Below are 13393 nucleotides of genomic sequence, written 5' to 3' on the forward strand. Positions count from 1 at the left end.
TGACCGGTCCTGACCAGGAGGTGCATACCTCCCGGTACGGATGCGGTGTGTCCGGCTGCGGCAAATACTCGGCGTGCGGTTCAATGTACTGGTACGACGAGTTCTACCTGCATGCTCCCGCCATCTTTGTGCGTCATCCGGGCGGAGTGGTCATACCGGCATCACCCTCAGCATCCGAGAGGACAATGAACGTGAGCATGGTTCTCGCCGCGGCACACGATATGTATTCCACGGTGCTGGCCCAGGTCGGCAATCCCACGCCGGAGACCCCGCCGGCCGCCGACAAGCTGCTCAAACTGGTCCGGTACTTCACGTGGTTCGTCCTGCTGTCCGGCGTCACCGCCATCACCTACGGCGGCGGCAAGTTCGCCTGGGAGAAGTGGCAGGGCGGCAGCCTGGACTCCCCCAAGATAGTTGCCGGGGCCATGATCGGCGGCGCCACCGCCACCAGCGCCGGAACCATCATGAACGCCGTCATCGGCAGCTGATCCCGGCCAAAAGCAGGCCGGGATAACGAGGGGTCCGCAGGCCGGGGTAACGAACGGTCCGCAGGCCGGGATAACGAGGGGTCCGCAGGCCGGGATAACGAACGGTCCGCGGACCGGGATGGCAAAGGCCCGAAGGTCGGGATGGTGAAAGGGCCTGCGGGCCGGGACGACAAACGGGCCCCTGCGGCCGGGATGACAGGGGACACCCGTCATCCCGGGGAGGACAGGGGGACGCCCGTCATCCCGGCGCGCTCGAGGCCGGGATCAGCCGAGCATGCCCTGCATCTGCTGGATCTCCGCCTGCTGGGCGGTGATGATGCTCTGGGCCAGGGCCTTGGCGTCGGGGTTGGTGCCGTTCGCCAGTTCGGTGTTGCTCATGTCGATGGCGCCCTGGTGGTGCTGGATCATCATCTGCATCCACATGCGGTCGAAGTCCGGGCCCGTGGAGTTCTGCAGTTGGGTCATCTGGTCCTGCGACATCATGCCGGACATGTCGTGGTGCATCGTGGCCGACGGTGCGGGCTTGCCGAAGCGGCGCAGCAGGTCGGCGATCTGCTGCATCTCCGGGGCCTGTGCCTTCTCCACGTTCGCGGCCAGCGTGATCAGCTGTTGGTTCTGGGAGCGGCCCGGCACCAGCTTCGCCATATCGACCGCCTGCGCGTGATGCGGGTACATCATCTGCAGGAACGAGACGTCGGCATCGTTGAAATCGGTGCGGGGCGCGGTGCTGGTCCCGTGATTCATGCCGGACATGGGCGCCGACGAGGTGTTCGCCGACCCGTCGGAGCCGTCGTTGCCACAGCCCGCGACGAGCAGGGCGGCGGCGATTCCGGCGCCGGCCAGCGTGATTCGGGTACGAGAGCCGAACATGGTTGTCCTCCTGAGGAATTGCGAAGTCTGCGGAAAAAGGGCATGCGAAAACCCGCGTCCGCGTGGTTGATCCACGCCGGCGCGGCGGCCCATCAGATCCGCAGAATCGCCAACTCCGCCAGTGAGAGGACCGTCCACGGGGGCGGGCGGGCACGGTGGGACAGCCTGGAGCGCGCGGCCGGACCGTGCGGACGGTCCCGATTGGTGCCGACCCACGCCAGCGCGATGAGTCCGAGCATCAGGGCGAGCGCCGAGAACACGAATACGCACGGATGCATCCCGGCGTGGCCGTCGCCGCAGCCGTCACAGTCCGTCCCGGAGGAGGCCCGCACCGCCGTGTGATCTGCCGGCGCACCGGCCATCGCGTCGTGGGGCGCCGACATATGGTGAGCCGCCGCGCCCGGCAGCGCGCCCGGCTCGGCGGCCGTCGCGTGATGGGTGCCGCCGAACACCGCCGCGTGCATGATCAATACCCCCGCGACCAGCACGAACAGATTCAGCGCCCGCACCGCCGACGAACAGGAGGGGACGCGGCGCGCCCAGCCGACGCCGCCGGTGCGGCGCTGCGGCTGGGTCTGGTCGCTCACGCCGTCAGTCTAAGACCTCCGTTGTCGCACGCGGCAATACCCCCTGCCCGTATGGGAAAACCGGTGGACCCGTCATGGCTTTTCCGTATGGAATAAGCGCGGGGCGGGTGCGTTCGATCCGAATGTTGATCAGAGGGAGAGAGGATGCCGTTGACAGACGCGACCACCACGAAACCCTCGATCGGCTTCCGCTCCGAACGCGGCCCCATTCTCGGCGCCCTGATGCTGGCGACCTCGCTGGTCGCCCTCGATTCCACGATCATCGCCACGGCGGTGCTCACCATCACCGACAGTCTCGGCGGCTTCGCGCAGTTCCCCTGGTTGTTCTCCATCTACCTGCTGGCCCAGGCGGTGACGGTCCCCATCTACGGCAAGATCGCCGACACCGTCGGCCGAAAACCGGTCATGCTGTTCGGAATCGCCGTCTTCGCGCTCGGCTCCCTGCTGTGCGGGCTCGCCACGAGCATGGGGGCGCTGATCGCTTTTCGCGCGGTGCAGGGTATCGGCGCGGGTGCGGTGCAGCCGATGTCGATGACCATCGCGGGCGATATCTACACCATCGAGGAGCGGGCCAAGGCGCAGGGCTACCTGGCCAGCGTGTGGGCCATGTCGTCGGTGCTGGGCCCGCTGCTGGGTGGCCTGTTCTCCGATTATCTGAGCTGGCGCTGGATCTTCCTGATCAACCTGCCGCTGGCGGCGCTGGCGGGCTGGATGCTGATGCGGGCCTTCCGGGAGACGACCGCGCGGCAACGTCATCGCGTCGACTACCTGGGTGCCGGGTTGCTGACCCTGGGCGCCGGGGTGCTCATCCTCGCGCTGCTCGAGGGCGGGCATTCGTGGAGTTGGGGCTCGCCGACCAGCGTCGCCCTGTTTGCCGGTGGGGCCGTGGCGCTGGCGGTATTCGTCGTGGTGGAGCGCCGGGCCGCGAGTCCCATTCTGCCGCTGTGGATCTTCACCCGCCGGGTGATCGTGGCCAGCAGCCTGATCTCGGTCCTGGTGGGTGCGATCATGCTGGGGCTGACCTCCTATGTGCCCACCTTCACCCAGGGGGTGCTGGGCACCGGCGCGCTGGTCGCCGGGCTCACCGTGGGCGCGCTGACGCTGGGCTGGCCGTTGGCCGCCTCGCAGTCCGGCCGGGTGTATCTGCGCATCGGCTTCCGGATCACCGGGATGATCGGGGCGGGACTGGCCACCCTGGGCGCCGCCTCGCTGCTGCTGCTCGGTGAGCATTCGCCGCTGCTGCAGGTCGCGGCGGGTTGCTTCGTCGTCGGTGCCGGAATGGGTTTGATCGCCAGCCCCAGCCTGATTGCCGCGCAGGCCAGCGTCGACTGGTCCGGACGCGGGGTGGTGACCTCGTCGAATATGTTCGCCCGCTCGATCGGCAGCGCGGTCGGCGTCGCGGTGTTCGGGGCGCTGGTGAACGCGAAGGTCGGCGGCGTCGACCATCCCGCACCCGCCGTCCTGTCCCCGGCCGTCCACGGCGTCTTCATCGGCGTCGCCGCCATGGCCCTGATCATGGTGGCCGCCGCCGCGGCCATGCCCCGCCCGCGGGCGGCGACCTCGGCCACCCCGGCGGACTGACCCCGGCGCAGCCATCGTCGCGGTAGATTTGCCGTGAGCGAGCTTGCGAGATCAGTCCATGCCGTACCGAACCCGAAAGGGAACGTCGCAATGACCGATCAACTCGACCCCGTGGTGGCGAAATTCGTCGACGCCGTCAATGCCGGTGATCGCGCCGGCTTCGACCGGCTGCTCGCCGACGGCGCCACCATGTCCGACGACGGCAACGACCGCAACCTGCAGGACTGGGTGCAGAGCGAGATCTTCGGCAGCAACGCCCGCATGCGCATCGACTCCGTCTCCGCGGGCGGGCGCGCCTTCGTCGCCGACTACACCAACGATCGCTGGGGCACCATGCGCACCGCCTGGCGCTTCACCGTCGACGGCGACAAGATCTCCCGCTTCGATACCGGGCAGGCCTAACCCTTTCGGCCCACGTACACCGTCGGGGCGGCCAGGACGAAGATGTCGTCCCGGTTGCCGACGTAGGCGGTGTCGGTGGGGTCGAGCAGGCGGCGCAGGGCGTCGTGGTCGGCGGCGTCGAGCCGGGTTTCGGCGTGCTCGGCCAGGTGTGACAGCCATTCGAGGACGAACTCGCGCACCCGATCGGTCGGCGGTGCGGGGGCGTCGATCAGGTAACCGAACGAGCCGACCTCGGCCAGCCCCGCGTCGAGCAGCGCCCTGTTCCAGCCGATCGGAAGGCGCACCGCGCCTTCCATTCCGGCCCGCATGTCGGCGAACCAGGCCCGCTGCGCGGCCGTCAACCGATCGACGAGGCCGGGTGCGCCGATGCCGAGATCCCAAGGCAGACAGCGGGTTTCCAGCCCACCCTCCTCCACGGCGAGCCAACCCCGATCCCGCAGCAGGCGAACCAGTCCGTCGATTCCGCGCTGCTGGTCCGGCAGGTGGTGCACCACGCGACCGGCCCACACCAGATCCGCGGGCGGAACTCGCGCGGGCAGGTCCTCGGCGGCGGCGTCGCTCAACACCGGCACAACCTCCACAGGGGCTCCCGCATCGTCTGCCGCGGCCGCCGCGGTGGCCGCATCCAGGAGTTCGGGCACCGCCTCCACCAGCACCAGCCGACCACCCTCGCGGGCCCGCAACTCGCGTGCCAGGGCGGCGCTCATCCCGCCCGCGCCCGGACCGACATCGATCACCGTCGCGGGTCCGGAGAGGCGTTCGGCCAGCCGCCGCGCGACCTGTGCTCGTGCGGGTGCGGCGAGTTCGTCACTGCAGCGGAGCGCGGCGAGCCGCGCGGCCCAGTCGATGTGGTCGTGGGTAGCGGAGTGTGCCATGTCCGAACGGTAACAGCGCCGGTAGCGAGGGCGTTGCGTCCCAACGAGTTCGCCGATCCGAATGCGGGAACCGGTTCAGTCGGCCGCGATATCGATGACCAGGCGGGTCGGTTCGGTCAAGGCGGTCACCGAGAACGGCGGACGCTGCGCGTTCACCCCGATGAACGACTGTGTCGTGCCCTCGTAGACGTGGGTGCTGTACACCCCGGCGATACCGGGCGCGCTCGAATCGGTCGCCGGATCGGGTCCGGCGTATTCGGTCGCCCCGCTGTCCCACGGATACGCCGAGCCGAGGATCTGCACCTGCAGGATCGAACCTCCGGCCACATCCAGCGGTTTGCCGCTGCCGTCCTGTACGGCCCGGTCGGTGTACTGCACCCGCCAGCCGGGGCTCCCGATCCCGCCGAGTTCGTAGACCACACGGTCGAATCCGGCGTGATGGCCGATGCGGATGTCGGTCACCGTCAACCGCGCGTCCAGAGACGGCGTGCCCTGCGCGGGCGTGGTGGCGGTCGGTGGGGGCGTTGCGGTGGCTGCGGCCCGGTCGGACGAGTTGCGCGCCGCCGACTGCGGGGCCGGATCCGAATCGCCGTCCGAGCAACCCGCCAGCAGCGAAATCGCCGCGGTCACTGTCATGAGCAGCCTGTTACGCATGGGGCAGATGGTATGTGGAGTTACTGCCGGGGTGGGCGCGACGACACGGCAACGATCTAGCACACTGTAGATGTGCAGGAGGTCGACGACGTGCTGAGCCGGTTGCGGCGATACCCGGATGTGGAGGCGGTAAACCTGTATGCCGTCGACGCCGCCGACCGGCTGATCCTCGATGTCGCCGCCGAGGCCCTCGCCAAGGCGGGCAGCGGTCACGTTGCGGTGATCGACGACGGATACGGCGCCCTCACCCTCGGCGCCGTCGCCGCCCACGATCTGCGCGACATCCGCGTGCACCAGGATCTGCTGACCGGCGAACTGGCCCTGGCCAACAACGCCCGCGCGGTCGGCCTCGCCGACCGCTATGCCGCACATGCCCTGGGCCGCCGGCTGCTGGAGGATGTGAAGGTGGTGCTGCTGCGGCTGCCGCGGGCGCTGTCCGGGCTGGCCGAGATCGCCGATGCCATCGCGCGATACGCCGATCCGGACGTCGAGGTGTTCGCCGGGGCGCGCGACAAATACCTGACCCCCGCGATGAACGAGGTACTGGCCGAATCGTTCTCGTCGGTGCGGGCCAGCCGCGGTCGGCAGAAGTCGCGAATTCTGTTGGCGCAGGAGCCCAAACCGCTCGGCGACCCGCCCTATCCGGTGCGCAGGCAGATCGACGAGCTCGATCTGGAGGTGGTCGCGCACGGTGCGGCGTTCTCCGGGTCGAAGCTGGATATCGGCACCCGGTTCCTGCTCGGGCACCTGCGCCGCATGAAGCCGGACGCCCGCGACGCCATCGATCTGGGCTGCGGGACCGGCATACTCGCCGTCGCTCTGGCCAAGGCGCGGCCCCACGTTAGCGTGGTCGGCACGGATCAGTCCGCCGCCGCGGTCGCCTCCGCCCGCGCGACCGCCGATGCCAACGGGGTTGCCGACCGGGTGCAGGTGCTGCGCGACGACGCCATGGCCAGCGTCGCCGACCACAGCGCGGACCTGGTGGTGTGCAACCCCCCTTTCCATGTCGGGGCGGCCGTGCACACCGGATCGGCGATCAAAATGTTCGCCGAGACAGGCCGCGTGCTGCGGCCCGGCGGCGAGCTCTGGACGGTCTACAATTCGCACCTGAATTACCGCGGCGTGATGGAACGGCTGGTAGGCCGTACCGATGTGGTGGGCCGCAATCGCAAGTTCACGGTGACGCGGTCGGTGCGTGGTCTGCGGGACGCCCGGCGGGAGTAGGGTACGAGAGGTACAGTCCTCTTTGTCCGATTTTCCGCCGCCCTCGGGAACTCGTTCCGATCGCGGCACGTTGGATAGTCTGAACGGCCACGACAGACGTGGATCGCGACTTCGGAAAGGCACGAGAACGGTGCGCACCTCAAGCAACCCGATCTTCAAGAACCTGCCGCAACAACAGCAGGGCGGCGGATACGCGGGATTCGGTTCGGCGGCTGCGGGCGCCGGACAATTCGCTCAGTACGGCCAGCAGCCGTACGGCTATGAACAGCAGTATCAGCCCCCGCAGGCTCCCCCGGCCGCGCGGCCGATGACCATCGATGACGTCGTCACCAAGACCGGTATCACGCTGGGCGTGCTCACCGTCTCGGCGATCGTCTCCTACGGGCTGACCGCCGCCAACCATGCGCTGGCGCCGCTGTTCGTGCTGGTGGGTGGTCTGGTCGGCCTGGTCCTGGTGCTGGTCGCGACCTTCGGCCGCAAGCAGGACAATCCGGCGATCGTGCTCAGCTACGCCGTGGCCGAGGGCTTGTTCCTGGGCGCGCTGTCGTTCATGTTCACCAATGTCGCCTTCGGCGGGGTCGGTGGCTCGGGCCTGATCGCCCAGGCGGTACTCGGCACCTTCGGCGTGTTCTTCGGCATGCTGGTGGTCTACAAGACCGGTGCGATCCGCGTGACGCCGCGGTTCACCCGGATGATGTTCGCCGCCATGATCGGCGTGCTGGTCCTGATGCTGGGCAACCTGATCGCCGCGTTCTTCACCCCCGGCGGTTTCGGACTGCGTGACGGCGGCGCCATCGCCATCATCTTCAGCCTGGTCTGCATCGGCATCGCCGCGTTCAGCTTCCTGCTCGACTTCGACGCCGCGGATCAGCTCATCCGCGCGCAGGCGCCGGAGAAGGCGGCCTGGGGAGTGGCCCTGGGCCTGACCGTCACCCTGGTCTGGCTGTACGTGGAGATCCTGCGCCTGCTGAGCTACTTCCAAAACGACTAGTAGCTCGGGCAATTCATAGGGTGGCCACCGGAATTCCGGTGGCCACCGGCGTATCCGGGGTCGGTTGGTGCAGGATGAATATTGTGGGCGACGCCGTGAATGGCACCTGGCCGGTCGGACTTCCGAAATCGTTGGACTATCCGGACGTCCCGGTGGGCGCGATTGTGGCGGGTGCGGCGCGGCGTTTCGGCGATCGCCTCGCGGGGATCGCGTCGCGGTGTCGATACCGAACTGCGTGGAATTCCCGGTCGCCTATTACGGCATTCAGTTGGCCGGTGCAGCCTTCGTTCCGGTGAATCCGCTGTTGCCGGCCGATCGGATCGCCGCGCAAGTGGCCGACGCGGACGCAGCGCTGCGAGACCGGCTGCGGTGACCCCGCCGGTCGACGGTGACAATAGGTGTTGACACCAAGGGAGGAGTGGTCCCGCATGCCGTATGTCAAGGCCGTCGACGGTGCACGAATTGCCTATCAATGCGCGGGCGAGGGCTTCCCGTTGCTGTTGCTCGCCGGTCAGTCGAACAATCATCACTGGTGGGACGCCATTCGGGAGGACTTCCACGGCACGCATCGCACCATCACCTTCGACTATCGGGGCACCGGTGACAGCGACAAGCCCGATATCGTCTACAGCACAAAGGGTTTCGCGGATGATGTGATCGCGATCCTGGATGATCTCGGGATCGAGCGGGCCGACGTGTACGGCACGTCGATGGGCGGGCGGGTCGCGCAGTGGGTGGCGGCCGCGCATCCCGATCGGGTGCGGGCACTGGTCCTCGGTTGCACCTCGCCGGGGAGTAAGCACGGCGTGGATCGCGGCAACGAGATCCGTCACCGGCTCGCGGATCCGGCGACGGCCGAGCGGACGCTGCTCGATCTGATGTACACACCGCAGTGGCTGGCAAAGACCTCCGGGCCCTACAACACCCTCGGCGATCCGGCCATGCCGTACTACGCCCGCCGCCGCCACCTCATCGCCAGCCATCGTCACGATGCCTGGGATGTGTTGCCGGACATCGCGATTCCCACGCTGGTCGTGCACGGCGGTGACGACCGCTTCAATCCTGTCGAGAACGCGCCACTGCTGGCCCACCGCATTCCGGGCGCGCGGCTGGAGATCATTCCACGCGCCCGGCACGCCTATTTCGAGGAATTCCGTTCCGTGGCAAGCCCTTTGGTGTCGGAGTTCCTCACCTCGGTCAGCTGAGGCGCTCGACGATCATCGCCATGCCCTGACCGCCGCCGACGCACATGGTCTCCAGGCCGAACTGCTTGTCGTGGGTCTGCAGGTTGTTGAGCAGGGTGGCGGTGATGCGGGCGCCGGTCATGCCGAAGGGGTGGCCCAGGGCAATGGCGCCGCCGGAGACGTTCAGCTTGTCCAGATCCATGTTCAGCTCGCGCGCCGAGCCGAGCACCTGCACCGCGAAGGCCTCGTTGATCTCGTACAGGTCGAGATCGTCGATGGTCATGCCCGCGATCTTCAGGGCGCGGCGGGTCGCCTCGATCGGTCCCAGGCCCATGATCTCCGGCGACAGGCCGGACACGCCGGTCGAGACGATCCGCGCGAGCGGGGTCAGGCCCAGGTCGCGAGCCTTGGTGTCGCTCATGATCACCAGCGCCGCAGCGCCGTCGTTGAGCGGGCAGGCGTTACCGGCGGTGATCGTGCCGTCCGGGCGGAACACCGGCTTGAGCTGCGAGACCTTCTCGTAGGTGGTGCCCGGGCGCGGGCCGTCGTCGGTGGAGACCACGCTGCCGTCGGGCAGGGTCACCGGGGTGATCTCCCGCTCGAAGAAGCCGGACTTGATCGCCTCCTCCGCGCGGTTCTGCGACCGCACACCCCAGTGATCCTGGTCCTCACGGGAGATGCCGGTGAACTGGGCGACGTTCTCGGCGGTCTGGCCCATGGCGATGTAGATGTCGGGCAGCTGGTCGAATTCGCGCGGATCCTGCCAGTCGTTCGAGCCGCCTTCGGCGCGCTTGGCGGTGCGCGCCTCGGCCTCGGCGAACTTGATGTTGTGGGTGTCGGGCCAGCCGTCGGAGGTGCCCTTCGGGAACCGCGACACCGTCTCCACTCCGGCGGAGACGAAGACATCGCCCTCGCCGGCCTTGATGGCGTGGAAGGCCATGCGGGTGGTCTGCAGTGAGGAGGCGCAGTAGCGGTTGACGGTGGTGCCCGGCAGGTAGTCGTACCCCAGCTGAGTCGCCACCACCTTGGCCATGTTGAAGCCGCCCTCGCCGCCCGGCTGGCCGCAGCCCAGCATCAGATCGTCGATATCGGCGGCGGCCAAAGCCGGCACCTTGTCCAGTGCGGCACGCACCATCTGGGTGGCCAGGTCGTCCGGGCGCATGCTCACCAGGGAGCCCTTGCTCGCGCGGCCGATGGGGGAGCGCGCATAGGAAACGATGACGGCCTCGGGCATGAGGACTCCTTTGTCGATGGCGAACGACCAAGCGGCCGCTCGGTACAGCGGTGGGGAATTCTCCTTCGAATCTACGTCGCCGCGACCGACCGAGGAACACCCGGTATGCCCGAATCGCGCGCCTCGAGCAGGCGCAGCAGCGCCGGGAGCAGATGGTTGGCGGCCAGTTCGTAACCTGCGGCCGAGGGGTGAAATCCGTCGGCGGAGAACAACACCTCGGGTGTGGTGCGGAAATCGCGGCCGAGCAGATCGCCCATGGGCACCGGGCAACCGCCCGCCGACAGGGTCGCCGCCGCCTGCGCGCGGGCCAAGCGCACGCTCCAGCCGTGCACGATGGTGCGCAACGGTTGCGGAATCGCCGCCACGGTGCCCAGATCCGGGCAGGTGCCGACCACGACCACGCTGCCCGCCGCGTGCAGTCGCGAGACGGCCTGCCGCAGCCGCTGCGCCGACCGCAGCACCGAATGCTTCTTCGTGACGTCGTTGGCGCCGATCAGAATCACCGCGGCATCCGGCGGCGGACCGGCCACGAACATCGCATCGACCTGCCCCGCCAGCCCTTTCGAGGTGGCCCCCGATATCGCCTTGGTACTCAACCGAATTCGCCGCCCGGTCGCCTCGGCCAGCCCGCGCGCGATCCGCACCCCCGGAACCTCCTCGGCGGTGACACACCCGACTCCCGCCGCGGTGGAGTCGCCGAAGATCATCAGGTGCAGATCGAACGGCACACCGGCCCGCCACGGCTCGGGCGCGATACAGCGTGCCGTATAGACACCGTCCGCCTCCGGCGGTTTCGACGTATCCCGCCCGATCACCGTCCGCGCCGCCTGCGCCTGCGACATGAGCAACTTGTTCGTCGCCCACCACGCGGTGGTCGCCCCAGACCCCGCCATCACCGTCGCGGCCCCGGTGACCGCAAATGTGCGCCACGTTCTACCCACAGCGACCTGCTCCTCCGCCTCTCCGCGCTCTAGGCCATACGAGTCGAGTGCCGCTCGGGTTGCTCACAGGTCCTGCGTTGGGCGCGCGCTGGGATCTGGGCGTACCCGACGAGTTACCCATGTACTCGCGAAATCAGTCGTTCCGACTCGTGCTGCATATATCGTGCCCGATCCGACCACCGTGAGCACCCCCTTCACCGCGCACGTCCAGATGCCTGCTACTGAGGGGGTGGGGCGGGGACGTCGAAGGTGGCTCGGGCGGGGGCATTGAGGTTGGAGGTGGAGACGGTGGCCTCGATGCGGCCGGGGCCGGTGTCCTGGAATTGGGCATAGAGGATGCTGCCGTAGATGCCTGCTACCACGTTCAGGCGATATTCGCCGGTGGCGCCGGTGTTCAGGTTGCGCCAGGCGACGGTGGTGTCCACGTCGCAGAGGGGGGCGAGGGGGTATTGGCCGGGGCCGATGCCCTGGATCGGCAGGGCCTGCACATTGAGTACGGCGCGGCCGGGGAAGTCGGGACTGGTGTCGGCCCAGGTCCGGATGTTGCCCCAGCAGAGGCCGCCGTAGTACAGGCTCGGCGTCTGCGGGAATTCGACGGTCTGCGCGCTCACGACGGCAGACGAGGCGATCGCTGTCGCGGCCCCGAGGGATCCGAGCACGACAGCGGCTTTGCGAGCGGTCTTCGGCATCCTCACGCGGGCGATGATATTGGGAATTCAGACCCGCGTCGCGGTATGTGGGCGCGCCGCGCCGTGAACTGGACAACATTTCCCACCCCGTCGGGACGGCCGACCCTGTTCTGCGACGATAGGTGTATGCGCATCGCGAACCATGTCGTCGACCTGATCGGCAACACCCCACTCGTTCGGCTGAACTCCGTGGTGGGTCCGGACTCCGGCCTGGTGGCGGCGAAGATCGAATACCTGAACCCGGGCGGCAGCTCCAAGGACCGGATCGCGGTCAAGATGATCGATGCCGCCGAGGAGCAGGGCCTGCTGCAGCCGGGCGGCACCATCGTCGAACCCACCTCGGGCAATACCGGTGTGGGGCTGGCGCTGGTCGCCCAGCAGCGCGGGTACAAATGCGTCTTCGTCTGCCCCGACAAGGTGAGCGAGGACAAACGAAATGTCTTGCGCGCCTATGGTGCCGAGGTGGTGGTGTGCCCGACCGCGGTGCCGCCGGAACATCCGGACAGCTACTACAGCGTCTCCGATCGGCTGGTGCACGAGATCCCCGGCGCCTGGAAGCCGGACCAGTACTCCAACCCCGGAGGCCCGGCCAGCCACTACGAGACCACCGGGCCCGAGATCTGGCGCGACACCGACGGCAAGGTCACCCATTTCGTCGCCGGGGTCGGCACCGGCGGCACCATCACCGGCGCCGGCCGCTACCTCAAGGAGGTCTCCGGCGGCAAGGTCAAGGTGATCGGCGCCGATCCGGAGGGTTCGGTCTACTCCGGCGGCAGCGGCCGCCCCTACCTGGTCGAGGGTGTCGGCGAGGACTTCTGGCCCAGCGCCTACGACCCGAACGTGCCCGACGAGATCATTGCCGTCTCCGACGCCGACTCCTTCGATATGACTCGCCGCCTGGCCCGCGAGGAGGGCCTGCTGGTGGGCGGCTCCTGCGGTATGGCCGTGGTCGCGGCCCTGCAGGTGGCCGAGCGCGACCCCGACGCCGTGGTGGTCGTGCTGCTGCCCGACGGCGGGCGCGGCTACCTGTCGAAGATCTTCAACGACCAGTGGATGAGCTCCTACGGCTTCCTGCGCTCGCGCCTGGACGGCAGCATCACCGAGCCGACCGTGGGCGATGTGCTGCGCGGCAAGTCCGGCGCGCTGCCGGATCTGGTGCACACCCATCCGCAGGAGACCCTGCGCGACGCCATCGAGATCCTGCGCGAATACGGCGTCTCCCAGATGCCGGTGGTCGGCGCGGAGCCGCCGGTCATGGCGGGCGAGGTGGCCGGCAGCGTCAGCGAGCGGGATCTGCTGTCGGCGGTGTTCGAGGGCCGCGCGCACCTCACCGATCCGGTGTCGAAGCATATGAGCGAGTCGTTCCCGCTGATCGGTTCCGGCGAACCGGTCTCGGCCGCGACCAAATCGCTGGAGACCACCGACGCCCTGATGGTCGTCGAGGACGGTAAGCCGATCGGCGTGATCACCCGTCACGACCTCCTCGGATTCCTCAGCGTCCCAGGCTTGTCTGCGCGATAGCTGAACCGCCATCCGGAAGCTGAACCGAGATACTTCCGGATGGAATTAATCGAATTTCCCTCCTAATAAAGGGAAATCGCGGATGAGTGCCGAATCACGAGTCCCGACAGTCGAGATAACTGGTTTGTTACCAGAAGTTCATCGGCATTGGC

The 13393-nt window shown here is 68.1% G+C and carries 15 protein-coding genes; 8 read left to right on the plus strand and 7 right to left on the minus strand.

What is annotated here, in order from left to right:
- Positions 1–197: 197 nt before the first annotated feature.
- On the plus strand, positions 198–488 hold the full coding sequence (locus IU452_RS20075) for a hypothetical protein (RefSeq protein WP_195110798.1): 291 nt from the start codon (positions 198–200) through the stop codon (positions 486–488).
- Positions 489–752: 264 nt separating this feature from the next.
- Here the strand turns inward: IU452_RS20075 and IU452_RS20080 are convergent, their stop codons facing one another.
- Positions 753–1358, minus strand: a complete 606-nt coding sequence (locus IU452_RS20080; protein ID WP_195110622.1) for a DUF305 domain-containing protein — start codon at positions 1356–1358, stop codon at positions 753–755.
- 92 nt (positions 1359–1450) lie between these two features.
- Positions 1451–1945: a DUF6153 family protein gene (locus IU452_RS20085; protein ID WP_195110816.1), complete on the minus strand. Its 495-nt coding sequence runs from the start codon at positions 1943–1945 to the stop codon at positions 1451–1453.
- Positions 1946–2089: 144 nt separating this feature from the next.
- Between IU452_RS20085 and IU452_RS20090 the strand changes: the two genes are divergently transcribed.
- Both IU452_RS20090 and IU452_RS20095 read left to right on the plus strand, forming a co-directional pair.
- Positions 2090–3526: an MFS transporter gene (locus IU452_RS20090; protein WP_195110623.1), complete on the plus strand. Its 1437-nt coding sequence runs from the start codon at positions 2090–2092 to the stop codon at positions 3524–3526.
- Positions 3527–3616: 90 nt separating this feature from the next.
- Positions 3617–3928 carry a nuclear transport factor 2 family protein gene (locus IU452_RS20095; RefSeq protein WP_195110624.1) on the plus strand — a complete coding sequence of 104 codons (312 nt, stop codon included), beginning with the start codon at positions 3617–3619 and terminating at the stop codon, positions 3926–3928.
- Here IU452_RS20095 and IU452_RS20100 read toward each other — a convergent pair.
- Both IU452_RS20100 and IU452_RS20105 read right to left on the minus strand, forming a co-directional pair.
- Entirely contained in the window at positions 3925–4803 is an 879-nt protein-coding gene (locus IU452_RS20100; RefSeq protein WP_195110625.1) for a class I SAM-dependent methyltransferase, read from the minus strand. The genes IU452_RS20095 and IU452_RS20100 overlap by 4 nt on opposite strands.
- A 75-nt stretch (positions 4804–4878) precedes the next feature.
- Positions 4879–5457, minus strand: coding sequence for a hypothetical protein (locus IU452_RS20105; protein ID WP_195110626.1), 579 nt, complete (start codon positions 5455–5457; stop codon positions 4879–4881).
- A 72-nt stretch (positions 5458–5529) separates the two neighbouring features.
- Here IU452_RS20105 and IU452_RS20110 point away from each other — a divergent pair, with 72 nt between their 5' ends.
- The 4 genes from IU452_RS20110 (at position 5530) to IU452_RS20125 (ending at position 8877) form a co-directional block, all read left to right on the plus strand.
- A complete protein-coding gene (locus tag IU452_RS20110) occupies positions 5530–6681 on the plus strand; it encodes a class I SAM-dependent methyltransferase (protein ID WP_195110627.1) in 1152 nt (383 codons plus the stop codon).
- 130 nt (positions 6682–6811) lie between these two features.
- A complete protein-coding gene (locus IU452_RS20115) occupies positions 6812–7672 on the plus strand; it encodes a Bax inhibitor-1/YccA family membrane protein (RefSeq protein ID WP_195110628.1) in 861 nt (286 codons plus the stop codon).
- 67 nt (positions 7673–7739) lie between these two features.
- Positions 7740–8045 (plus strand): AMP-binding protein, encoded by a 306-nt coding sequence (locus IU452_RS20120; RefSeq protein ID WP_324192713.1) that lies wholly within the window; start codon positions 7740–7742, stop codon positions 8043–8045.
- A 55-nt stretch (positions 8046–8100) separates the two neighbouring features.
- Positions 8101–8877, plus strand: coding sequence for an alpha/beta fold hydrolase (locus tag IU452_RS20125; RefSeq protein ID WP_195110629.1), 777 nt, complete (start codon positions 8101–8103; stop codon positions 8875–8877).
- Here IU452_RS20125 and IU452_RS20130 read toward each other — a convergent pair.
- The 3 genes from IU452_RS20130 to IU452_RS20140 all read right to left on the minus strand — a co-directional run bounded on the left by IU452_RS20130 (position 8870) and on the right by IU452_RS20140 (position 11720).
- Complete coding sequence (locus IU452_RS20130) at positions 8870–10090, minus strand: acetyl-CoA C-acetyltransferase (RefSeq protein ID WP_195110630.1); 1221 nt, start codon at positions 10088–10090, stop codon at positions 8870–8872. The two genes, IU452_RS20125 and IU452_RS20130, sit on opposite strands and share 8 nt — an antisense overlap.
- 71 nt (positions 10091–10161) lie before the next feature.
- Positions 10162–11031: an SGNH/GDSL hydrolase family protein gene (locus IU452_RS20135; protein ID WP_324192714.1), complete on the minus strand. Its 870-nt coding sequence runs from the start codon at positions 11029–11031 to the stop codon at positions 10162–10164.
- A gap of 218 nt (positions 11032–11249) precedes the next feature.
- A complete protein-coding gene (locus tag IU452_RS20140) occupies positions 11250–11720 on the minus strand; it encodes a hypothetical protein (RefSeq protein ID WP_228818450.1) in 471 nt (156 codons plus the stop codon).
- A 126-nt stretch (positions 11721–11846) separates the two neighbouring features.
- Here IU452_RS20140 and IU452_RS20145 point away from each other — a divergent pair, with 126 nt between their 5' ends.
- Positions 11847–13241: a cystathionine beta-synthase gene (locus IU452_RS20145; protein WP_195110632.1), complete on the plus strand. Its 1395-nt coding sequence runs from the start codon at positions 11847–11849 to the stop codon at positions 13239–13241.
- Positions 13242–13393 lie beyond the last annotated feature (152 nt).

The organism is Nocardia transvalensis, from assembly GCF_015477765.1.
GTDB classification, from domain to species: domain Bacteria; phylum Actinomycetota; class Actinomycetes; order Mycobacteriales; family Mycobacteriaceae; genus Nocardia; species Nocardia transvalensis_A.

Coding starts and splice junctions, on each gene's coding strand:
- IU452_RS20075 (WP_195110798.1), top strand. CDS start 198: ATGGTTCTCGCCGCGGCACACGATATGTATTCCACGGTGCTGGCCCAG.
- IU452_RS20080 (WP_195110622.1), bottom strand. CDS start 1,358: ATGTTCGGCTCTCGTACCCGAATCACGCTGGCCGGCGCCGGAATCGCC.
- IU452_RS20090 (WP_195110623.1), top strand. CDS start 2,090: ATGCCGTTGACAGACGCGACCACCACGAAACCCTCGATCGGCTTCCGC.
- IU452_RS20095 (WP_195110624.1), top strand. CDS start 3,617: ATGACCGATCAACTCGACCCCGTGGTGGCGAAATTCGTCGACGCCGTC.
- IU452_RS20100 (WP_195110625.1), bottom strand. CDS start 4,803: ATGGCACACTCCGCTACCCACGACCACATCGACTGGGCCGCGCGGCTC.
- IU452_RS20105 (WP_195110626.1), bottom strand. CDS start 5,457: ATGCGTAACAGGCTGCTCATGACAGTGACCGCGGCGATTTCGCTGCTG.
- IU452_RS20125 (WP_195110629.1), top strand. CDS start 8,101: ATGCCGTATGTCAAGGCCGTCGACGGTGCACGAATTGCCTATCAATGC.
- IU452_RS20130 (WP_195110630.1), bottom strand. CDS start 10,090: ATGCCCGAGGCCGTCATCGTTTCCTATGCGCGCTCCCCCATCGGCCGC.
- IU452_RS20140 (WP_228818450.1), bottom strand. CDS start 11,720: ATGCCGAAGACCGCTCGCAAAGCCGCTGTCGTGCTCGGATCCCTCGGG.
- IU452_RS20145 (WP_195110632.1), top strand. CDS start 11,847: ATGCGCATCGCGAACCATGTCGTCGACCTGATCGGCAACACCCCACTC.